Here is a 20,719-nt window from a genome sequence, read left to right as displayed (position 1 = left end):
AACCCACCCATGGGTGGTCAGCGGCACGATCGTGGCCAACCGCCCGTGGGTGCTCAGCCCAGCAACTTGCGCATCTGGCGCTGGATGAGGTGGATCGACCGGCGCGGGGCCACGCGGTTGGCAACGCCCATCAGCTTGGCGTCCTTGCCCACGTAGATGTGGAGGTCGCCCTCCTCCATGCCGTCGAGGATGGTCGAGGCCGCATCCTCGGGTGACGTCGTCGGCATGCGCGAGCTGCCCCCGGTCGCACCACCGGGGACGTCGACACCGGAGTTGCTGGTGATGTCGGTCGACACGGCACCGGGGAACACCACCGAGACCTCGACGGGCGTCCCCATCGTCTCGGCGTACAGCGCCTCGGTCATCAGGCGTACGGCGGCCTTCGTGGCCCCGTAGACCGCCTGGCCGGGCACGGGCAGGAAACCCCCCATCGACGAGACCGTCACGACGTGCGCCGCCGGTCGCTTCTGGAGGTGTGGCAGGAACGCCTTGACGACGTGGAGGGTGCCCCAGAGGTTGACGTCGACGACCCGTTGGATCGCCTCCCAGTCCAGATCGGCGAGGCGAACGAACGGCTGGATGATGCCGGCGACGTTGATCACGCCGTCGACCGCGCCGTGATCGTCCTCGATTCGACCCGGCAGCGCGGCCACCGCGTCCCGGTCGGTGACGTCGACCACGGCCGTCGTCAGCCGGTCCCCTGCCCCTGCCAGGTCCACCGTGGCATCCAGCGCGTCCTGGCGGATGTCGACCGCCACGACCCTCGCCCCGCGACGCAGCAGCTCGAGCACCACCTGCCGTCCGATGCCGTCACCTCCACCGGTCACGGCGATGATCTTCCCGTTGACCTTCATGCGGCGCGCTCCTCGTGCTCCAGAGGTGACGGTGCTGGGATCCCTCGACCCTAGCGGACGCCCACTGCGGGTAGGTCCTCGTGGACCGAGGTGGCCTCGTAGGCTCTGCGCAGCACCGACCTGACCCCGACGATCAGCCCCCGGAGAATCCATGTCCCGCACGATGACCGAAGAGATCCTGTCCAGCGTGTCGATGTCCGACATCGCCGCGCGCCTGGGCACCGACGAGGACACCGCTCGTCAGGCCACCGAGGCGGCGCTGCCGACGTTGCTCGCCGGGCTGACCGCCCAGGCCAGTGACCCCTCGCGTGCCCTCGGCCTGGCTGCGGCGGTACGTGAGGACCACGACGGTGACCTGCTCGACAGCAACGACCCGATCGGTCGGGTCGACCCCGACGAGGGCGACCGCATCGTCGGCCACGTCTTCGGTGAGCGTCGTGGCGGCGTCGAGCAGGAGCTCCAGGGCTTCCTCGGCGGCGGGTCGGGCGACCTCGTCGGCAAGCTGATGCCCATGCTCGCGCCGCTCGTCATGGCGTACATGAAGAAGAAGATGACGGGCGGTGGCGCGGGTGGTGGCGGGGGCCTCGGCGACCTGCTCGGCTCGGTGCTCGGGGGCGGCGCGGCCGGTCAGGCGACCGGCGGTGGCGGTGGCCTCGGCGACATCCTCGGGTCGGTGCTCGGCGGCGACGACGCCCCGGCGCAGGACCGTGGGGACGGCGGCGGGATCGGCGACATCCTCGGCTCGGTCCTCGGCGGTGGGAAGGACGACGACGCACAGGGGGGCGGCGTGCTCGACAACGTGCTCGACGGGATCCGTGACAAGCAGAAGACGTCCAGCCCCCTGGACGACATCCTCGGCTCGATCCTGGGCCGCCGCTAGCGCTGATCCCGTGGATCAGTAGGCCCGCTTGAGGACCAGGGGCAGGACGGTCTGGGCGCCGGCCTGTCCCAGGAGGTCGGTGACGACGGTGAGCGTCCACCCGCTGGTCCGCAGGTCATCGACCAGGAGGCACGGGCCTGCCGGTGCGCCTCGAACCGCCGATGCGTCCACGGTCAGGCCGGCGATGGCGTTGGTGGCCGCATGGGCGGAGTTGCCCATGCGCTCCTGCGGCGGCGTGTCGACACCGGTCCGGCGGACGGCATCGACCAGCTCCATGCGGCCGGCCGTGGCGATCCGTTCGGCCAGGGTCTCGGGCAGCCACGGTCGCGACCGCGACGGCACCCACGCGACCCAGGTCGGGCGGACCGACCAGCGCCACCGCTTGAGCACGGCGAAGAGGCCGGCGACGGCTTCCTCCAGCGCCTGCTCGACCGCCGGATCGGACGGATCGGCGCCGCGGCGCAGCAGGACCTCGACGACGTCGCGCCAACCCGGGTCGGAGCCACGGGCGAGCGCCCGGCCCTCCTCCGCCTGGAGGCCCTTGATCCGTCCCTTGCGGTCCGACAGCCCGGTGGGCCACATGCGACGCGGTTCGACGATCACGTCGCGGCTGCGGAGGAACGCCAACGCACGTGCCACGGTGTCGGGATCGGCGGCGAAGGTGGCCGAGGCCAGCGACGGGTCACACCCCTGGCAGCGGCCGCACCGCCACGAGGCGTCGTCGCTGACCGACGGATCATCCAGGTGGTCCAGCAGCAACCGCATCAGGCACTCGCCCTTCGCCGCCAGGCCGGCGTAGGTCCGCATGGCGTCGGCCTCGTGGTCCCGCGCACGGCCGACGCGGTCGATGCGTTCCTCGTCGGGCCGCCAACCCTTCCCTGTCGCGGTCCAGCCACCCTTGACCCGTTCGACCGCGCCGTCGACGTCGAGGATCCGCAGGGCCGCGTCCAGCCGCCCCCGACCGGCGTTGACCGAGGTCTCCAGCGCGGCGACGGAGGTCGACGATCCGACCGACAACGTCTCGAGGATCTGGTCGACCAGCTTCTGGCGCGGCATCGATGCGGACGCGAAGTAGGCCCACACGGCATCGTCGTCGTGCCCGGGCAGCGCCACCACGTCGGCACGATCCACGCCTCGCCCCGCACGACCGATCGCCTGGTAGTAGGCGACCGGCGAGGACGGCAGGCCGTGGTGGACCACGAAGGTCAGGTCGGCCTTGTCGAAGCCCATGCCCAGCGCGGAGGTGGCCACGACCGCCTTGACCCGGTCGGCCTTCAGGTCGGCCTCGAGCTGCTCGCGGGCGTCGTTGTCCAGCGACGAGGAGTAGGCGACGGCGTCGATGCCCTCGGCGCGCAGGAACTCCGCGACCAGCTCGGTGTCGGCGACGGTCAGGCAGTAGACGATGCCCGACCCCTCGACGGTGGGGATCCAGCCGGCCATCCACGCCAGCCGTTCGTCGTCGTCGAGGTCGTGGACGGCGAGGTGCAACGAGGATCGGTCGAGGCCACCGCGGAGGATGACGGTCCCCTCCCCCAGCTGGGCGGTGACGTCATCGACGACCCGATCGTTGGCGGTCGCCGTGGTCGCCAGCACGCCGGCGTCGCCGAGGTCGGCCAGCACGTCCTTGATCCGTCGGTAGTCGGGACGGAAGTCGTGGCCCCAGTCGGAGATGCAGTGGGCCTCGTCGACCACGACCATGCCCACGCGTGCGGCGAGGAAGGGCCAGACCCGTTCACGGAACCCCGGGTGGTTGAGGCGTTCGGGGCTGATGAGCAGCAGGTCCACCTCGTCGGAGGTCACCGCCCGTTCGACCTCGCCCCACTTGTCGATGTTGGCGCTGTTGATCGTGGCCGCCCGCACCCCGACCCGTTCGGCGGCCAGGAGTTGGTCGCGCATGAGGGCAAGCAGCGGGGAGACCAGCAGCGTGGGACCGTCGCCCCGTCGTCGCGCCAGGGCGGTGGCCAGCAGGTACACGGCCGTCTTGCCCCACCCGGTGCGCTGGACGACGAGCGCGCGACGCCCCTCCAGCAGGGCGATGATCGCGGTCAGCTGGTCCGGCCGGACCGTCGCCTCGGGCCCGGCAAGCTGCTGGATGAGGTCCTGCGCCTGGGCACCCACGGCCTCGGCGTCGACATCACCCGTCGCCCGACGTGGGCCGTCGGGGACCACCGGCGCGGGTGACGTGGCAGACGGCTGCGCGTCCTCGACGTCCGGACTCCACGAGTCCTCCCACTCCTCCTCCGGGGGTTCCTCGGGCGGCGGTGGGGCGGGCGGCAGGGACGTGTCGTCTGACATGTGCACCACCCTCGCAGACACCCGTGACATCGCTGCAGCAGTTCCGTCCACAGCTAGAATCGGCACGTCCGCGAAGTGGGGCTGGTTCCACGCGGACCTCCGACCCGTCCGGGCCGGGGAGGCGTGCCCGGTCGACGGGCCCCAGCGCAGGAGAGCGACAGCGTGCACGAACGAATGTGGTATGCCATCGTCCCCCGTGCAACAGGTGCGCAGCGGTGATGGAGCTGCGCCACCGCGACCACCCCCGACGCCACGACGTCGTCGCCCCGGCCGACGACGACCCGTCCCAACCGACGGTCGAGTCCCACCCGCCGATGCTGGAGACGCTCAAGCGCTCCCTCGTCGGCGCTCCGCTGGCCAGCAGCGAGATCGACGAGCAGCGCATCTCCAAACGCGTCGGCCTCGCGGTCTTCTCCTCCGACGCCATCTCCTCCACCGCCTACGCGACCGAGGAGATCCTGTTCGTCGTGGCCCTCGGCGCGTCCAGCCTGGCGCTGGGGCTGCCGGTCCTCGTCCCGATCGCGCTGGCCGTCGCCCTGCTGCTGCTGATCGTCTCGGCGTCGTACCGCCAGACCATCCACTCCTACCCATCGGGTGGCGGCTCGTACGTCGTCAGCCGCGAGAACCTCGGCGAGACGCCGTCGTTGGTGGCCGGGGCGTCCCTGCTGGTCGACTACATCCTGACCGTGGCCGTCTCGATCTCGGCCGGTGTGGCGGCGATCCTGTCGATCCCCGCCTTCGCCGGCCTGCGGGACCACCGGGTCGCGGTCGGGCTGGTCCTCGTCGCCCTGATCACGCTGGTGAACCTCCGCGGCGTCAAGGAGTCGGGACGCGCGTTCGCCATCCCGACCTACGTCTACATCGTGACGTTCGGCGCCCTGGTCGTCGTGGGCCTCGCCAAGGCCGAGCTCGGCCTGTTCGGTGGCCTGTCACCGGTGGACGCCGAAGGGTTCGAGGGCGCACTCAACGGTGGTGAGCTCGGGCTCTTCCTCGTCCTCAAGGGCTTCTCTTCCGGTGCGGTCGCCCTGACCGGGGTCGAGGCGATCTCCAACGGCGTGCCGGCCTTCCAGAAGCCAGCGCCCCGCAACGCGGCGGTGACGCTGTCGTGGATGGCCGCGATCCTCGGGACGCTCTTCCTCGGGTCCGCGGTGCTGGCCACGGCGGTCATGCCGGTCCCCAGCCACGACCAGACCGTGATCGCACAGCTCGGCCTGGCGGTCTTCGGATCCGGCCCGCTCTTCCTGGTCCTCCAGATCGCCACGGCGTGCATCCTCACCATGGCGGCCAACACCGCGTACGCCGACTTCCCGCGGCTGTCCTTCATCATCGCCGGCGACGGCTACCTGCCCCGGCAGCTCGCCAACCGCGGGGACCGGCTGGTGTTCTCCAACGGGATCCTCCTGCTGGCGGCCGCGGCCTCGACCCTGCTCATCGGGTTCGGCGGCATCACGACGGCCCTGATCCCGCTGTACGCCGTCGGGGTGTTCACCAGCTTCACGTTGTCGCAGACGGGCATGGTCCGCCACCACCTGCGGCTTCGCGAGGCGGGATGGCAGCGCGGCGTGGCCATCAACGGGGTCGGCGCGTTCACCACCTTCGTCGTCCTGCTGATCGTGGCGATCACCAAGTTCTCCTCCGGCGCGTGGCTGCCGTTGATCGTCATCCCGACGGTGGTCGTGCTGTTCCGCGGCGTCTCCTCGCACTACCAGCGGGTTCGTTCGGGGCTGCGCCTGCCCGACCGCATCGTGCTCGAGCCGACCGCCCACACCGTCGTCGTCCTGGTCGGCGACGTGCACCGCGGCACCGTCGAGGCGCTGCGTTACGCGTGGTCGTTGCACCCGACCCACCTGCTGGCGGTCACGGTGGTCGCCGACGACGACGCCGAGACCGCCATCCGTGAGCGGTGGGCACGGGTCCCGGGCGACATCCGCCTGGACGTCATCCGCTCGCCCTATCGGGAGCTGACCCGTCCGTTGCTGCGGTATGTCGACGAGGTCGACGACCGATGGGACGGCGACATCGTCACGGTGCTCATCCCCGAGTTCGTGGTGTCACGCTGGTGGGGGCACTTCCTGCACAACAACAGCGCGCTGCTGCTGAAGGGGCGCCTGCTGTTCCGCCGCGGCACCGTCGTCACGTCGGTGCCGTATCACCTGAATGCGTGAGGGACGAACGCGTGGATGCGTGAGGCTCAGGGCTCGAGCAACACCTTGATCGCCTCGCGCTCGTCCATCGCCCGGTAGGCCTCGGCGACGTCCTCCAGCGGCATGACCGCGTCGAAGACGATGCCGGGGTTGATCGTGCCGTCGGTGACCAGCTGCATCAGCTCGGGCAGGTAGGTCCGCACCGGGGCCATGCCGCCGGCGAGGCCGATGTTCTTGCTGAACATGCGCCGGATCGGCAGCTCGACCCCGTGGGGCACCCCGACGAACCCGACGGTCGAGCCCGGACGGGCGACGTTGAAGGCGGTCGCCATGGCCTGTCCGGTGCCGACGCATTCCAGCACGGCGTCGGCGCCGACACCGTCGGTCAGGTCGAGGACCTCCTGCTCGCCCTCCTCGCCACGGGCGGCGATCAGGTTGGTGGCGCCGAACTGCTCGGCGATGCGCTGACGGGGCTCGTGCCGCGACATGGCGATCACCTGGCCGGCTCCCATGACCGATGCGGCGAGGACCCCGCACAGGCCCACGGCGCCGTCACCGACCACGACGACGGTGTCCCCCTCCTCCACCCCCGCCGCAACGGCGGCGTGCCAGCCGGTGGCCATCACGTCGGAGAGGGTCAGCAGGGAGGGGATGAGGTCGTCGTCGGGCATGCCGTCGGTGGCGACCATGCTGCCCTCGGCCTGGGTGACCCGGACCAGCTCGGCCTGCCCGCCGTTGGTGAACCCACCGTTGACGCAGGCCGAGGTCATGCCGACGGCGCAGTGGGCGCAGGTGTTGTCGCTGTGGCAGAACGGCACGACGACGAACTGGCCGGGCCGGAAGGACGTCACATCGCTGCCGACGGCCTCGACGACACCGACCAGCTCGTGGCCGATCGGGTTGCCGGCCTCGACGTCGTTGGCGCCGCGGTAGGGCCACAGGTCCGACCCGCAGACGCACGCGGCGACGGTGCGGACGATGGCGTCGGTCGGACGCTCGATGGTCGGGTCGGGGCGCTCCTCGAGGCGGATGTCGCCGGGGGCGTGGATGGTGGTGACGCGCATGGCCTCACCGTACGGCGTGCATGGCGGGTCGACCTACACTCCGAGGACGATGTCAACTGCTGAAGCCGTGCCTGCAGGCGTCGACGACGCCGTCAACTCCCAGATCCTCAAGGTGTCGGAGGACCGGATCCAGGGGTTCCACCGCTACCCCTTCCGGACCATCGCCGAGGACTCGGGGGTGGACCTCGACACCGTCCTCGAACGACTTCGCGCGATGGTGGAGGCCGGCACGATCCGCCGCATCCGCCAGACGCTGATGGCCACCTCCCTGGCCCCCGGCGCGCTGGTCGCGTGGAAGGTGCCGCAGGACGACATCAAGGCCACGTTCGACTACATGTTCGAGCAGGACCCGTTCAGCGGTCATGTCGTGACCAGGACGACCGACCGCGAGACGCCGGGCAGCCAGTACAAGCTGTGGACCACCCTCAAGGTCCCGAAGCCCTACGACATGGACGCGCACTGCCGGTACCTGATGACGAAGACGGGTGCGCAGGGCTATCGGCTGCTGCCGGCGAAGAAGCTCTTCGCGCTGGGTGTCGGGCACGTGCGTCGTCGCACGATCGAGCCGGGCGAGAAGACCGACGAGCCGGGTCGCGTGCTGGACACCAAGATCGTGGACCTGACCGACCGCGAGTGGCGGATCCTGATGGCCCTCAAGCGCGAGTTCGCGCCCGCGGAGATCGTGGAGGACCCGTGGGTGGCCCGCGCCGCCGAGGCCGGCGAGACCATCGAGGACTTCTGTGAGGTCGCGGCGTCCCTCAACGAGCGGCGGGTCATCGGCCGGTTCTCCACGTTCCTCGAGCACGTCAAGAAGCACAGCGACGGCACCCAGGTGACCCGCTACAACGCCCTGTTCCACTGGCGGGTGCCGGAGGGCGAGCAGCTGCGCGCCGGCCAGGAGGTCGGGCGGCACCACTGCATGACCCACGCCTACTGGCGCGAGGGCGGCCCCGAGTTCGCCGACGTCAACATCATGGGTGTGTCCCACGGGACCGACAAGGAGCGGGTGCTGGAGCACAAGGCCGCCATCGACGCCCACCTCGAGTCCGTCGGCATCCCCGTCTCCTACACCAACGTGTTCTGGGGCGGCCGCAGCGAGATCAAGCCCAGCGAGATCTCCCCCATCGCCTACCGCGAGTGGTGTGCCCGCGAGGGCCTCGACCCCGCGGACATGACCGCCTAGTACGGGCCGGCTGACCGGGCACGACGACGGTCCGGTTTCCGAGCGCGCCCTTCGGCGTGTAGACAGTCCAGAGACCTGTTCGTCAACCACCAAGAGGACCTTCATCCCATGGCATCCATCACCCTCGGCGGCAACGCCATCAGCACCGTCGGCGAGCTGCCCCAGAAGGGCGACAAGGCCCCGGCCTTCGCCCTGACCGGCGCCGACCTGAAGCCCGTCACCTCCGACGACCTCACCGGCAAGAAGGTCGTCCTCAACATCTTCCCGTCGGTGGACACGGGCGTCTGCGCGACCAGCGTCCGCACCTTCAACGAGAAGGCTGCAGAGCTGGAGGACACCGCCGTCGTGTGTGTCTCCGCTGACCTGCCGTTCGCGTTCAAGCGCTTCTGCGGCGCCGAGGGCATCGACAACGTTGCCGTCGGCTCGACCTTCCGCAACCCCGAGTTCCTCGACGACTTCGGCGTGCGGATCCTCGACGGCGGCATGGCCGGCCTGGCCTCCCGCGCGGTCGTCGTCCTCGACACCGACGGGACCGTGCTGCACAGCGAGCAGGTCCCCGAGATCGGCCAGGAGCCCGACTACGACGCGGCCCTGTCCGCCCTGTAGGTCCGCCCTGTAGGAACGGCCACCGGTAGGGGTCGGCGACGTCCGGCACAATCGGGCCCATGGCCGACCCCTCCGTACAGCCGCTCAGGCTGACCGTTCCCGAGCCCGCCTTCCGTCCGGGCGACACTCCGTCCTACGACGACATGGACCTGCCCGCTGCCGGGGATGCCCCCCGGCCGGCGGTCGACACGCCGCCCGAGGACATGCGCGACCTCGCCTACGGGCTGATCCGCGTCCTCGACGACGACGACTACGCCGTCGGCGAGTGGAACCCCGAGCTGTCGGTCGACACCCTCGTCACCGGGCTTCGGCACATGCTGACCGTCCGCGAGTTCGACAAGCGGATGCAGACCGCCCAGCGGACCGGCAAGACGTCGTTCTACATGCAGTGCCTGGGCGAGGAGGCCATCGCCTGCGCTTCCCGGATGGTGCAGGCCGACGGGGACATGAACTTCCCCACCTACCGCCAGCAGGGCCTGCTCATCGCCGACGACTACCCGTTGGTCGACATGATGTGCCAGATCTACTCCAACGAGCGGGACCCGGTCCGAGGCCGCCAGCTGCCCGTCATGTACTCCTCCAAGGCGCAGGGCTTCTTCACGATCTCCGGCAACCTGGCGACGCAGTTCAGCCAGGCCGTCGGCTGGGCGATGGCGTCGGCCATCAAGGGCGACACGAAGGTCGCCGCCGGCTGGATCGGTGACGGCTCGACGGCAGAGGGCGACTTCCACTCCGCGCTCGTCTTCGCGTCGACCTACAACGCGCCGGTCGTGCTGAACATCGTCAACAACCAGTGGGCCATCTCGACCTACCAGACGGTCGCCCGTGGCGGTGCAGCGACGTTCGCCGCCCGAGGCCACGGCTTCGGCATCCCCAGCCTCCGCGTCGACGGCAACGACTACCTGGCCGTGTCCGCCGCGGCCAAGTGGGCCACCGACCGGGCACGCCGTTCCCTGGGCCCGACCCTCATCGAGTGGTTGACCTACCGTGCGGGCGCGCACTCCACCTCCGACGACCCGACGGGCTACCGGCCCAAGGACGAGTACGAGAAGTGGCCGTTGGGTGACCCGGTCGAGCGGCTCCACCGCCACCTGGCGGCCATCAGCGACTGGTCGGCTGCCGACCGGGCCGACATGGAGGCCGAGATCAAGGAGCAGGTCGCCGACGCACAGCGGGAAGCCGAGCGCTACGGGACGCTGCACGACAACACCGCGCAGCGCGACATCTTCGAGGGCGTGTTCGAGCACATGCCCCCTCACCTCGAACGCCAGCGTGCCGCGTTCCTCAAGTTCGGAAAGGGCAGCATCTGATGCCGGCCATGAACATGATCCAGGCCCTCAACGACGCCCACCACGTGGCGATGGAGGCTGACGACGACGTCGTCGTGTTCGGCGAGGACGTCGGCTACTTCGGTGGGGTGTTCCGCGTCACCAAGGGCCTGCAGGAGAAGTTCGGCAAGACCCGCTGCTTCGACACCCCGATCAGCGAGCAGGGCATCATCGCCGCGGCCATCGGCATGGGCGCGTACGGCATCCGGCCGGTCGTGGAGATCCAGTTCGCCGACTACATGTACCCCGGCTACGACCAGCTGGTCAGCGAGGCCGCGCGGTTGCGGCACCGGTCGGCCGGCGACTTCTGGGCGCCGATCACGGTGCGCATGCCGACGGGCGGCGGGATCTTCGGCGGCCAGACCCACAGCCAGTCACCGGAGGCGTTGTTCACCCACGTCGCCGGGCTGAAGACGGTCGTGCCGTCCAACCCCTACGACGCCAAGGGGCTGCTGCTGGCCGCCATCGCGGACAACGACCCGGTCGTGTTCCTCGAGCCCAAGCGGATCTACAACGGCCCGTTCGACGGTCACCACGACGGTCCGTCGGTCGGCTGGAAGAACCACCCCAAGGGTGAGGTGCCCGAGGGCCACTACACGGTGCCGCTGGGCAAGGCAGCGATGGCCAGCGAGGGGTCGGACATCACGATCCTGGCGTACGGGACGATGGTCCACGTCGCCCTGGCGGCGGCCGAACAGGCCGGTGTCGAGGCCGACGTCGTCGACCTGCGCACCCTGCTGCCGCTGGACCTGGACACGATCGTGGAGTCGGTCAAGAAGACCGGTCGCTGTGTCGTGGCGCACGAGGCGACCCACACCAGCGGCTTCGGCGCCGAGCTGGCCGCCCTCGTCCAGCGCTACTGCTTCTTCCACCTGGAGGCCCCCGTCCGGCGGGTGACCGGGTGGGACACCCCGTACCCGCACGCGCAGGAGTGGGACTACTTCCCCGGACCGGACCGCCTGGCCGGCTACCTGACCGAGACGATGGCGATCTAGCGGCTGACGAAGGAGAACGAGCCAGGCCAGCTGGGCCACGAGGACGCGGCCACCCCGTTGGCCTCGCCCTCGGGGTAGGCCTCGAGGCCCGGCTCGATCTCGAAGACCACCCGGCCACCGTCGTCGAAGGTGATCAGCCCGGCGTGGACGGCCGCGGTGCAGACCGAGGAGTCGTCGGTGTAGGGCCCCGTGCCCCAGACCGACGAGGCGCTACCGGCCGGCGGGCAGGTGTAGGCGTACCGCTCGCCGTCGTTGCCCCGTAGCTCGGTGGCGTTGCGCGACCACTCGGCGTCGAACTCCTCGGCGACGGCCACCTCCGGCTGTCGCTCGGTTCCAACGTCGTCCCCGCCGCCCCCACACGCGGTCACGAGGAGCATCAGGGCCAGCAGGCTGCCACGCAGCCACGGGGTCGAGTTCGTCATGGCCGGCAATCTAGGTGACCGCCGGTCCCCCTCCCCTCCGCGTCAGCCTTTGTTCACCGCGCATGCCTCGGGTCGCGCTCCGCCGTGTGCGATACCCGCCCCTCTCCGTCGTCGAACGCACCCAGGGTCAGCCACCGTGCGCGTTCCCGAGCCCCCTGCGACGTCGACCTCGCACACCGGTCGAGGGTGGGTGCGATACCCACCCCTCAACGACGCCCAACGCACACACCACTCGTGTGCCCACCCGGCGTGTGCTCAGCGCCCCCAAGGACTCCACGCACCGCCGCAGGGCGCCGACGCTCCGTGAGCAAGACTCGGAGCCACGAGCCTGCGAGGGGCGAGAATCGGCGGAGCGGATCGTCGGTCACGAGCCCGAGGACCCGACGAGCGAAGCGAGGACCGACGAATCCAGCCCATTCAATCGCAGTCGCGGCAGTACTCCGAGCCGTCGGGGAACATGCTCGCGGCGCGGAGGAGGCCGCAGGAGGGGCAGAGCTGGTCGGGGTTGACGACCATGGTCGGGTTGGCGGCCATGCGCGGGGTGCTCGACGGAGTCTTGCGCTTGGCGGGGGCCGCCTTGGCGATGCGGGGGAAGTCGTTGGCCGGGCGGCCGAGGCCGTCGCGGATCTCTCCGGCGAGGCGCAGCCAGTGGGTCTGCTCCGGCAGGCGACGCAGGGTGCCACCACGCCAGTCGACGGCCTTGGCCAGGAACGGCTCGAGGTGGTCGACGGTCAGGCGGCCGAACCAGCTGACCGGGCGGGAGTGGTGGTGATCCTCGACGACGGGCCGGGCGGAGTACTCGTACTCGCCGTCGACCGCGCCGAACAGCAGGTCGCCGTTGGCGACATCCGGTGTGACCACGATGTCCCCCGCGGTCATCCGGGTCGACAGGATCCGGAGCTGGACGAGGTCATCCGCCGGCTTCTTCCGGCCAGCCGCCTCGATGGCCAGGAACACCTCGGCGTCGGAGGCCGTCGACAGGTCGCCCACGCCGGGCCACTCGGTGCCGATGGAGACCATGTCCTTGGTGACGAAGTCTCGTGCGTGCTTGGCGCGCTTCCCGGCCTTGACCAGCCAAGCGGTTCTGTCGTCGTGCGGCGCCACAGGTGTCCTTCTGCTTCCGGGTCTGTCATCTCGTTCGGCGTTGGTACCGAACCACGCAGGGTACCGAGCCGAGACCCTAGGCTGCGGCCATGTGGCCACCCACCCAGCTGACGTACTCCACCGCTGACCGCATCGCCCGCATCACCCTTGACCGGCCAGACCGCGGAAACGGCCTGACCAGCACCCTGATCGCCGAGCTCGCCGCGGCCGTGGAACGGGCCGATCTCGACCCCGACGTCCACGTGATCGTCCTGTCCGGCAACGGCAAGGGGTTCTGCGGCGGCTACGACCTGGTGGAGTCCGCGGAGGGCCAGGGGTCGCTCGGTCCCAGCGACGCGGTCGAGGGGTCGCCGCTGGACCCCGCGGTGATGGCCGCCAACCACGACCCGTCCCGCACGTGGGACCCGATGGTCGACTACGCGATGATGAGCCGGAACGTGAAGGCGTTCATGACGCTCTTCCACGCGGCCACCCCGGTGATCTGCAGCGTCCACGGCTTCTGCGTGGCCGGCGGCACCGACCTCGCCCTGTGCAGCGACCTGCTCGTCATCGCTGACGACGCCCGCATCGGCTACCCGCCGGCCAGGGTCTGGGGCTCGCCCACCACCTCGATGTGGACCCAGCGGCTGGGCCCCCAGCGGGCCAAGCGGCTGCTGTTCACCGGTGACTCGCTGTCGGGGACCGAGGCGCTGGAATGGGGACTCGCGATCGAGGCGCCGCCGGCCGGCCAACTGGTCGAGCGCACCGAAGCCCTCGCCGCACGCATCGCCCGCATGCCGCTGAACCAGCTGGCCATGATGAAGCTGCTGGTCAACACCCAGGTCCAGGAGCAGGGGCTGCACGCCACCCAGGTGCTCGGCGCCGTCTTCGACGGCATCACCCGCCACACCCCGGAGGGGTACGCGTTCCAGCAGCGTGCAGCCGAGGCAGGGTTCCGCCAGGCCGTGCGGGAGCGCGACGACCCGTTCGGCGACGCCGGTGGCCTCGGTGGCGGGTGACCCTCACGACTCGGAACCCGGCGCGCGTCGGCGATAACCTCCTGACATGAGCGGCAAGGAGACCCCCGCAGTCATCGCCCTTCGTCGGGCGAAGCTCGACCACCGCGTCCACGACCTCGGTGAGGAGGGTGTGCCCGACGACGACCGCGGCTACGGCCTGGCAGCCGCGGCAGCCATGGACGTCGCGGCCGAGCGCATCTTCAAGACCATCCTCGTCCAGCACGACCGGTTGGCCGTCGCCATCGTCCCCGTCACGACGACCGTGGACCTCAAGGCCGTGGCCAAGGCGTTGGGCGTGAAGAAGGTCAGCGTCGCCAAGCCGGCGGACGCCGAGCGCTCGACCGGCATGGTGGTCGGCGGCATCAGCCCCATCGGCCAGCGCAAGCGCCTCGACACCGTGCTCGACGACTCGGCGATGGACCACGAACGGGTCTTCGTCTCCGGCGGCCGCCGGGGCCTCGAGCTCGAGCTCGCACCAGCCGCCCTCGTCGAGGCGACCAAGGCGACCGTCGCGAGGATCCGCCGGGAGGACTGAACCCGGCAGGTCAGCTGTGGTCGGGCTCGCGCTCGTCCACACGGTCCTCGGGCGGAGGCGGCTGGATCGACGCCACGTCCTCCGACACGGGGTCGACCGGCAGGCCGTGCTCGTCGGCCTTGGGGGGCTGGCGCTTGTCGGCGGCCAACGAGGTCCAGATCGCGATGGTCAGCACACCGAAGATCACGCCCAGGCTGAGCGGGATCGGCATGTGGTAGAAGTCGGCGATCAGCATCTTCACGCCGACGAACGCGAGGATCGCGGCCAGGCCGAGGTCCAGGTAGCGGAACCGGTCCTTCATGCCGGCCAGGGCGAAGTAGAGGGCGCGCAGCCCCATGATCGCGAAGGCGTTGGAGGCGAAGACGAGGAACGGCTCCCGGGACACGGCCAGGATGGCCGGCACGGAGTCGACGGCGAAGACGACGTCGGTGGCCTCGATGAGGACCAGCACGGCGAACAGGGGCGTCGCCAGCAGCTTGCCCTTCTCGCGGATGAACATGGCCTGGCCGTGGTAGTCGTTGGTCGAGGGGACGACCCGCCGGACCAGCTTCAGGACCGGGTTCTCCTCGGGGTGGATCTCTGCGTCACGGTGCGCCGCCAGCTTCCATGCCGAGTAGAGGAGGAACGCACCGAAGAGGTACAGGACCCAGTCGAACCGCTCGATCAGCGCCACACCCGCGAAGATGAACAGGGCACGCAGCACGAGGGCCCCGAAGACACCCCAGAACAGCACGCGGAACTGGTACATCTTCGGCACGGAGAAGTAGCTGAGGATCACCGCCCAGACGAAGACGTTGTCGATCGAGAGGCTCTTCTCGATCAGGTAGCCCGCGTAGTACTCACCGGCCGCCTGCCCGCCCTGCCAGAACAGGATCACGAGGCCGAACGCCAGGCCAAGGGTGATCCAGACGGCCGACTCGATGATGGCCTCGCGGAAGCTGATCTCGTGCGGCTTGCGGTGCACGAGCAACAGGTCCAGCAGCAGCAGGAAGACGATGCCGATCAGCAGCGCCCACCACGCTGCGGCGGGGACCTCGAAGTCGGCGAAGCGCTGGGTGGAGGAGGCGGCTTCCGTGGCAAGGGTGAGGATCATGTTCGGGTCAATCGTATCCGTGCTCGACCCCCCGGAAACCCCCTCCGGAATGGGCCGGACACTGTTCCCTTGGGTACCCTCGCCTACCGACCGGTAACGACCCGAGAGAGCTGGTACCGCATGACCTACCGCGCCCCTGTTCGAGACATGATGTTCGTCCTGAAGAACGTCGCCGAGCTGGACACCCTGCAGTCGATCGACGCCTTCGCCCACGCCGACGAGGAGCTGGTCGAGGGCCTTCTGCGGGAGTGCGGCCGGTTCTGCAGCGAGGTCATCGCCCCGACCAACGTCGACGGGGACCAGCAGGGCTCGGTCATCCGCGGCGAGGGCGAGGGTGTCACCGCGCCCGACTCGTTCCACAGCGCCTACTCCCAGTACGTCGACGCCGGATGGGGGGCCATCCAGTTCCCCGAGGAGTTCGGGGGCGGCAACTTCCCCCTGGCCGTCGCCACCGCGGTCAAGGAGATGATCACGGCCGCGAACATGGCCTTCTCGCTGTGTCCCATGCTGACGACCGGCGCCGTCGTCGACCTGCTGGCCCACGGCAACGACTACCTCCAGCAGACGTTCCTGCCGAAGATGGTCACCGGCGAGTGGACCGGCACCATGAACCTGTCCGAGCCCCAGGCCGGCTCCGACGTGGGTGCCCTGACCACCAAGGCCGAGCCTGCCGAGGACGGCACCTACCGGGTCTCCGGCACGAAGATCTGGATCACCTGGGGCGACCACGACCTGACGGAGAACATCTGCCACCTGGTCCTGGCCCGGCTGCCCGATGCGCCGGTCGGCACCAAGGGCATCTCGCTGTTCCTGGTCCCCAAGTACCTGGTCAACGACGACGGGTCCATCGGCGAGCGCAACGCCGTCGAGGTCGTGTCCACCGAGCACAAGCTGGGCATCCACGCCTCCCCCACCTGCGTGATGGAGTACGACAAGGCCATCGGCTACATGGTCGGCGAGCCCAACCAGGGCATGCGCCAGATGTTCACGATGATGAACGACGCCCGACTGGGTGTCGGCGCCCAGGGCCTGTCGATCGCCGACCGCGCCTACCAGCAGGCCGTCCAGTACTCCCTGGAGCGTCGTCAGGGCAAGGCCCCCGGCGACGAGGAGCTCGAGAACGGCCAGTCCCTCATCGTCAAGCACCCCGACGTGCGTCGCATGCTGCTGACGATGAAGTCCCAGATCGAGGCCATCCGGGCGCTGACCTACCGCAACGCCGCCGCGCTCGACATGGCCCACCACCACGCCGACGAGGGCGTCCGCAACCGCGAGCGCATGATGGCGGACCTGCTGACCCCGCTGACCAAGGCGTGGGGCACCGACCTGGGTGTGGAGCTGACCTCCATCGCCATCCAGATCTACGGCGGCATGGGCTACGTGGAGGAGACGGGCGTCGCCCAGCACTTCCGTGACGCCCGCATCGCCCCCATCTACGAGGGCACCAACGGCATCCAGGCCATGGACCTCCTCGGGCGGAAGCTCGGCATGGATGGCGGCGCGTTCGTCAAGGCTGTCCTCGCGGAGATCCGCGAGCAGGCCGCCACGCTGGACGACCCGGCGTTCGGATCGTTCCGCCAGCACCTCGAGGGTGCCGTCGACGCCGTCGAGACGGCCATGACGTGGCTGATGACCAACCGGACGGACTTCAACGCCAGCTTCGGCGGGGCAACCCCGTTCCTGCGCATGTTCGCGACGATGATGGCCGGCAGCCTGTTGGCCAAGGGCGCCGTTGCGGCCAAGTCCGCGATCGACGGCGGTGACGACGACCAGTTCCTCGTCGACAAGCTGTCGACGGCCCGCTTCTTCGCCGGCAACATCCTCTCGACCGTCCCCGGCCTCGTGGACTCCGTCACCTTCGGTGCCGACGACCTGTTCGCGATCGACGACACCCGCCTGCAGTCGGTCTAGCCCGACCCGGCGCACGACATGGCGAACCCCCCGGCACGGCCGGGGGGTTCGCGTCGTTCGGGGAGGGGCTACTCCTGGCCGTCGTCGAGGGACGGGTAGTCGGTGTACCCCTCGGCGCCACCGCCGTAGAAGGTGTCGCTGTCGGGCTCGCTGAGCGCCGCACCGCGTTCGAAGCGGGCGGGGAGGTCGGGGTTGGCGATGGCGAGCCGTCCGTAGGCGATGGCGTCGGCGATGCCGGCCTCGACCGTGGCTACCCCTCGCTCGAAGTCGTAGCCACCGTTGAGGATCACCGGACCGTCCCAGCCACCGTCACGCAGGGCGGTCACCTGGACGTGGTCCTCCAGCCCCTCCACCACGTGCACGAAGGCGATGCCCCGTTCGGCCAGCTGGCCACCGAGGTAGGACAGCGTGGGACCGGGGTCGGGGTCGACGGCGTTGCTCGTCCCGTTGCCGAGGCTCAGGCGGATGCCGGTCCGCGACGACCCGATGACCTCGCTGACCGCGTCGACGACCTGCAGCGCGAACCGGGCCCGGTCGGTGATCGACCCACCTCCGTAGCGGTCGGTGCGGTCGTTCACGCCGGAGGCGAGGAACTGCTCGAGGAGGTACCCGTTGGCCCCGTGGATCTCCACGCCGTCGAAGCCGGCGGCCTCGGCCCGGCGTGCGGCGGCGGCGAAGTCATCGACGATGCCGGCGAGCTCGTCGGTGCGCAGGGCACGCGGGTCCGAGGTCGGGACGAAGCCGTCGCTGGTGAAGGTCATGCCCTCGGCGTTGGCGTCCGTCGGCCCCACGGGGGCGCGACCGTCGTGGAAGTCGGTGTGGGACACCCGGCCGACGTGCCACAGCTGGACGATGATGGTGCCGCCTGCCTCGTGCACCGCGTCGGTGACACGACGCCAGCCCGCGACCTGTTCGTCGGTGTACAGCCCCGGGGTGTCGATGTACCCGACGGCCTGCGGGCTCACGACCGTGGCCTCGGTCACGACGACGCCGAATCCGGCGCGCTGCCGGTAGTACTCGACGTGGAGGTCGGTGGGCACCCGGCCCTCGCCGGCGCGGTTGCGAGTCAGGGGGGCCATGAACACGCGGTTGGCCGCGTTGATGGCGCCGAGCGAGACGGGCTTGAGCAGGGGGGCAGCATGGGTCATGTCTCGTCCAACGGCACCGCGCCAGGAATGATTCCATTTTGTACTATTTCCTCGGCGCAGCCGTTCGTTGGCGCCGGGACGACCCGCGGTGCTACACCCATCGCCATGTCTCCACGACCCATCCGCGTGCTCATGGTCTGCCTCGGCAACATCTGCCGCTCCCCCACCGCAGAAGCTGCCCTCCGTGAAGCTGCCGACGCCGCCGGGGTGGCCGTTGAGGTGGACTCCGCCGGGACGGCCGCCTATCACGTCGGCCAGCCACCGAACCCGCCGATGGTCGCGGCTGCCGGCCGGGAGGGGCTGGCGGTGTCCGGCACGGCCAGGCAGGTGGTCGTGGAGGACTTCGACCGGTTCGACCTGATCGTGGCGATGGACACCGCCAACCTCGCGGACCTGCAGCACCTGGCCAGGGATGCCGAGGACCGCGCCAAGCTCCGACTGTTCCGGGACTGGACCGACCAGCCGGGCCTCGGCGTGCCCGACCCCTACTCGGGTCCGGACGAGGGATTCACCGAAGTCGTGCACATCGTGCGGGCGGCAGCGACTGGCCTCGTGGAAGCGCTCGCCCGCGGCGAGAACGAGAGACGCTGAACCCCGGCGGTGACGGTGCCGGTGATGCGTCCTGAAGTGCTCCGGAATTCCGATGTGCAGACCGCACGCGCAGTCTCGCTTCGAGTATCGTATTCGCGACAGAAATGGGGTGCGCGGCCCCAGCGGGCCCGCAGCATGGAGAAGGGAACGAAGTGGGAGTTCGTCGCGCGCTGTCGGTTGTCCTGGCCCTCTGCCTGACCCTTTCGACCGGTTCGGTAGCAGCCCAGACCTCCGGCCGCGAGCCGGGTGACGGGCCTGCCGCCCTGGGTCGGTACCGGATCGGCAACAGCACCGACGCGGTGAACGCCGCCATCGACATGTCGCTGGCCGTCTTCGACACCGACACGGCACCCCAGGTCGTCCTCGCCCGAGCCGACGTCTTCGCCGACTCCCTCGCGGGCGCAGTCCTGACCGAGGGCCGCGGACCCCTCCTGTTCGTCCCGGGCGGGCGCGACGCCGCCTTGCCGATCTCGGTTCAGTCCGAACTGGATCGCGTGCTGCCCCCGCCGTCGGGCTGTGACGGCGCGCCCGACGTGTTCCTGCTCGGTGGGACCAGTGCGGTTTCGATCTCGATCGAGCAGGCCCTTCGCGACCAGGGCAGATGTCCGCAGCGGTTCGCGGGGGAGTCGCGGGTCGAGACTGCGGTGGCGATCGCGACCCATGCACTCCAGCGCTATCCGACGACACGGGTCCTGCTGGCGCGAGCGGACACCTGGGCCGACGCCGCAACAGGTGGCGCGTACGCCGCGTTGTCCGGGGATCCCATCGTGGTCACCCAACCCGAATCCATGCACCCGGCAGTCGAGAACTTCCTCCGGGACCGATCGTGGAACGACATCGTCCTCCTGGGCGGGACGTCGGCGCTCTCCTCCGACGTGCAACGCGCCGCCCAGTCTCACGGACCGGTTCGCAGGGTCTCCGGGGACGCCCGCGATGCGACTGCCACGGCGATTGCTGACCAGTTGTGGCCCTACACCGATCAGGTGACGCTCGTCAACGGGTACACCGAGACGGGATGGGTCCATGCTCTTGCAGCCGCCTCGCCGGCGGCGGCGGTCGGCGCCCCGCAGGTCTACGTGCACGCCGACTCGATCCCAGCGGCGACCCAGACCCTGATCGATGCGCGTTCCCCGATCGACATGGTGATTGGCGCCGGACCGGACAGTCTGATCGCCGATGGGGTCATCACAGCTGCGGGCGGGGGCAACGGCAAGATCCACGACGGTGGAACTGGTGGCGACCAACCAGCACCGCCCACCGGTCCGATCCCGACGGGGACCTACGTGTGTTATCAGGGCGGCACCTTCTTCTTCGACAACGTCGAGATCATCGACCAGACCACCTACGACCCACATGGGGCTGAGGGCGGTCAGTTCCAGCTGAACGGCAACGTCCTCACGTTCTTGACAGGCAACTTTGCCTCCTGGGTGAGCCGTGGCGAGTATCACGCCGATGGTGGACCTGACTTCCCGAACAACGGACCCACCGTCCTGCTGTACTTCGACGACGACTCTGGTGAGGAGAGGCGAATCGTCTGCGGGTACGGCGAGGACTGACCTCGTTCGTCC

The 20,719-nt window shown here is 69.9% G+C and carries 18 protein-coding genes; 11 read left to right on the top strand and 7 right to left on the bottom strand.

Translation table 11 applies throughout. The annotated features are described in order from the left end of the window. Nucleotides 1-53: 53 nt before the first annotated feature. A complete protein-coding gene (locus tag DVS28_RS11980; RefSeq protein ID WP_114591660.1) occupies nt 54-854 on the bottom strand; it encodes an SDR family NAD(P)-dependent oxidoreductase in 801 nt (266 codons plus the stop codon). Between the two features lie 151 nt (nt 855-1,005). On the opposite strand from DVS28_RS11980, the gene DVS28_RS29960 reads away from it, so the two are divergent. Continuing rightward, entirely contained in the window at nt 1,006-1,734 is a 729-nt protein-coding gene (locus tag DVS28_RS29960; protein WP_216826581.1) for a DUF937 domain-containing protein, read from the top strand. Nucleotides 1,735-1,749: 15 nt separating this feature from the next. Here the strand turns inward: DVS28_RS29960 and DVS28_RS11970 are convergent, their stop codons facing one another. After that, entirely contained in the window at nt 1,750-4,029 is a 2,280-nt protein-coding gene (locus tag DVS28_RS11970) for a RecQ family ATP-dependent DNA helicase (protein WP_114591659.1), read from the bottom strand. Between the two features lie 218 nt (nt 4,030-4,247). On the opposite strand from DVS28_RS11970, the gene DVS28_RS11965 reads away from it, so the two are divergent. Beyond that, nucleotides 4,248-6,194: an APC family permease gene (locus DVS28_RS11965; protein ID WP_216826580.1), complete on the top strand. Its 1,947-nt coding sequence runs from the start codon at nt 4,248-4,250 to the stop codon at nt 6,192-6,194. A 26-nt stretch (nt 6,195-6,220) separates the two neighbouring features. Here DVS28_RS11965 and DVS28_RS11960 read toward each other — a convergent pair whose 3' ends face one another. Next, nucleotides 6,221-7,237: a zinc-dependent alcohol dehydrogenase family protein gene (locus DVS28_RS11960; protein ID WP_114591658.1), complete on the bottom strand. Its 1,017-nt coding sequence runs from the start codon at nt 7,235-7,237 to the stop codon at nt 6,221-6,223. A 49-nt stretch (nt 7,238-7,286) separates the two neighbouring features. Between DVS28_RS11960 and DVS28_RS11955 the strand changes: the two genes are divergently transcribed. The 4 genes from DVS28_RS11955 (at nt 7,287) to DVS28_RS11940 (ending at nt 11,349) form a co-directional block, all read left to right on the top strand. Further along, the gene (locus DVS28_RS11955; protein WP_114591657.1) at nt 7,287-8,420 is read left to right on the top strand and encodes an Lrp/AsnC family transcriptional regulator; all 1,134 of its coding nucleotides are present in this window, start codon (nt 7,287-7,289) and stop codon (nt 8,418-8,420) included. A 108-nt stretch (nt 8,421-8,528) separates the two neighbouring features. Continuing rightward, nucleotides 8,529-9,026 carry a thiol peroxidase gene (gene tpx / locus DVS28_RS11950; RefSeq protein ID WP_114591656.1) on the top strand — a complete coding sequence of 166 codons (498 nt, stop codon included), beginning with the start codon at nt 8,529-8,531 and terminating at the stop codon, nt 9,024-9,026. Nucleotides 9,027-9,085: 59 nt separating this feature from the next. Beyond that, on the top strand, nt 9,086-10,336 hold the full coding sequence (locus DVS28_RS11945) for a thiamine pyrophosphate-dependent enzyme (protein WP_114591655.1): 1,251 nt from the start codon (nt 9,086-9,088) through the stop codon (nt 10,334-10,336). Continuing rightward, nucleotides 10,336-11,349: an alpha-ketoacid dehydrogenase subunit beta gene (locus tag DVS28_RS11940; RefSeq protein WP_114591654.1), complete on the top strand. Its 1,014-nt coding sequence runs from the start codon at nt 10,336-10,338 to the stop codon at nt 11,347-11,349. The genes DVS28_RS11945 and DVS28_RS11940 overlap by 1 nt, the downstream gene beginning before the upstream one ends. Here DVS28_RS11940 and DVS28_RS11935 read toward each other — a convergent pair. Together DVS28_RS11935 and DVS28_RS11930 are read right to left on the bottom strand one after the other, a co-directional pair. After that, nucleotides 11,346-11,771: an LCCL domain-containing protein gene (locus tag DVS28_RS11935; protein WP_114591653.1), complete on the bottom strand. Its 426-nt coding sequence runs from the start codon at nt 11,769-11,771 to the stop codon at nt 11,346-11,348. The genes DVS28_RS11940 and DVS28_RS11935 overlap by 4 nt on opposite strands. Nucleotides 11,772-12,188: 417 nt before the next feature. Then, the gene (locus DVS28_RS11930; RefSeq protein ID WP_114591652.1) at nt 12,189-12,875 is read right to left on the bottom strand and encodes a hypothetical protein; all 687 of its coding nucleotides are present in this window, start codon (nt 12,873-12,875) and stop codon (nt 12,189-12,191) included. 89 nt (nt 12,876-12,964) lie between these two features. On the opposite strand from DVS28_RS11930, the gene DVS28_RS11925 reads away from it, so the two are divergent. Beyond that, nucleotides 12,965-13,873 (top strand): crotonase/enoyl-CoA hydratase family protein, encoded by a 909-nt coding sequence (locus DVS28_RS11925; protein ID WP_114591651.1) that lies wholly within the window; start codon nt 12,965-12,967, stop codon nt 13,871-13,873. 46 nt (nt 13,874-13,919) lie between these two features. After that, nucleotides 13,920-14,408 carry an aminoacyl-tRNA deacylase gene (locus tag DVS28_RS11920; protein ID WP_114591650.1) on the top strand — a complete coding sequence of 163 codons (489 nt, stop codon included), beginning with the start codon at nt 13,920-13,922 and terminating at the stop codon, nt 14,406-14,408. Nucleotides 14,409-14,418: 10 nt separating this feature from the next. On the opposite strand, the gene DVS28_RS11915 is transcribed toward DVS28_RS11920, so the two are convergent. Beyond that, a complete protein-coding gene (locus tag DVS28_RS11915) occupies nt 14,419-15,501 on the bottom strand; it encodes a TerC family protein (RefSeq protein WP_114591649.1) in 1,083 nt (360 codons plus the stop codon). A gap of 120 nt (nt 15,502-15,621) precedes the next feature. Between DVS28_RS11915 and DVS28_RS11910 the strand changes: the two genes are divergently transcribed. Then, nucleotides 15,622-17,412: an acyl-CoA dehydrogenase gene (locus DVS28_RS11910; RefSeq protein ID WP_114591648.1), complete on the top strand. Its 1,791-nt coding sequence runs from the start codon at nt 15,622-15,624 to the stop codon at nt 17,410-17,412. A 68-nt stretch (nt 17,413-17,480) separates the two neighbouring features. On the opposite strand, the gene DVS28_RS11905 is transcribed toward DVS28_RS11910, so the two are convergent. Next, nucleotides 17,481-18,560, bottom strand: a complete 1,080-nt coding sequence (locus tag DVS28_RS11905; RefSeq protein ID WP_114591647.1) for an alkene reductase — start codon at nt 18,558-18,560, stop codon at nt 17,481-17,483. 105 nt (nt 18,561-18,665) lie between these two features. Between DVS28_RS11905 and DVS28_RS11900 the strand changes: the two genes are divergently transcribed. Then, entirely contained in the window at nt 18,666-19,151 is a 486-nt protein-coding gene (locus tag DVS28_RS11900) for a low molecular weight protein-tyrosine-phosphatase (protein ID WP_114591646.1), read from the top strand. 152 nt (nt 19,152-19,303) lie between these two features. After that, entirely contained in the window at nt 19,304-20,707 is a 1,404-nt protein-coding gene (locus DVS28_RS11895) for a cell wall-binding repeat-containing protein (RefSeq protein WP_164710421.1), read from the top strand. Nucleotides 20,708-20,719 lie beyond the last annotated feature (12 nt).

The organism is Euzebya pacifica (genome assembly GCF_003344865.1).
GTDB classification, from domain to species: Bacteria; Actinomycetota; Nitriliruptoria; order Euzebyales; family Euzebyaceae; genus Euzebya; species Euzebya pacifica.
The sequence above is the reverse complement of the archived record's forward strand: the minus strand, read 5'-3'. Positions and strand labels throughout refer to the sequence as shown.

Coding starts and splice junctions, on each gene's coding strand:
- DVS28_RS11980 (WP_114591660.1), bottom strand. CDS start 854: ATGAAGGTCAACGGGAAGATCATCGCCGTGACCGGTGGAGGTGACGGC.
- DVS28_RS29960 (WP_216826581.1), top strand. CDS start 1,006: ATGTCCCGCACGATGACCGAAGAGATCCTGTCCAGCGTGTCGATGTCC.
- DVS28_RS11970 (WP_114591659.1), bottom strand. CDS start 4,029: ATGTCAGACGACACGTCCCTGCCGCCCGCCCCACCGCCGCCCGAGGAA.
- DVS28_RS11965 (WP_216826580.1), top strand. CDS start 4,248: ATGGAGCTGCGCCACCGCGACCACCCCCGACGCCACGACGTCGTCGCC.
- DVS28_RS11960 (WP_114591658.1), bottom strand. CDS start 7,237: ATGCGCGTCACCACCATCCACGCCCCCGGCGACATCCGCCTCGAGGAG.
- DVS28_RS11955 (WP_114591657.1), top strand. CDS start 7,287: ATGTCAACTGCTGAAGCCGTGCCTGCAGGCGTCGACGACGCCGTCAAC.
- tpx (WP_114591656.1), top strand. CDS start 8,529: ATGGCATCCATCACCCTCGGCGGCAACGCCATCAGCACCGTCGGCGAG.
- DVS28_RS11945 (WP_114591655.1), top strand. CDS start 9,086: ATGGCCGACCCCTCCGTACAGCCGCTCAGGCTGACCGTTCCCGAGCCC.
- DVS28_RS11940 (WP_114591654.1), top strand. CDS start 10,336: ATGCCGGCCATGAACATGATCCAGGCCCTCAACGACGCCCACCACGTG.
- DVS28_RS11935 (WP_114591653.1), bottom strand. CDS start 11,771: ATGACGAACTCGACCCCGTGGCTGCGTGGCAGCCTGCTGGCCCTGATG.
- DVS28_RS11925 (WP_114591651.1), top strand. CDS start 12,965: ATGTGGCCACCCACCCAGCTGACGTACTCCACCGCTGACCGCATCGCC.
- DVS28_RS11920 (WP_114591650.1), top strand. CDS start 13,920: ATGAGCGGCAAGGAGACCCCCGCAGTCATCGCCCTTCGTCGGGCGAAG.
- DVS28_RS11915 (WP_114591649.1), bottom strand. CDS start 15,501: ATGATCCTCACCCTTGCCACGGAAGCCGCCTCCTCCACCCAGCGCTTC.
- DVS28_RS11910 (WP_114591648.1), top strand. CDS start 15,622: ATGACCTACCGCGCCCCTGTTCGAGACATGATGTTCGTCCTGAAGAAC.
- DVS28_RS11905 (WP_114591647.1), bottom strand. CDS start 18,560: ATGACCCATGCTGCCCCCCTGCTCAAGCCCGTCTCGCTCGGCGCCATC.
- DVS28_RS11900 (WP_114591646.1), top strand. CDS start 18,666: ATGTCTCCACGACCCATCCGCGTGCTCATGGTCTGCCTCGGCAACATC.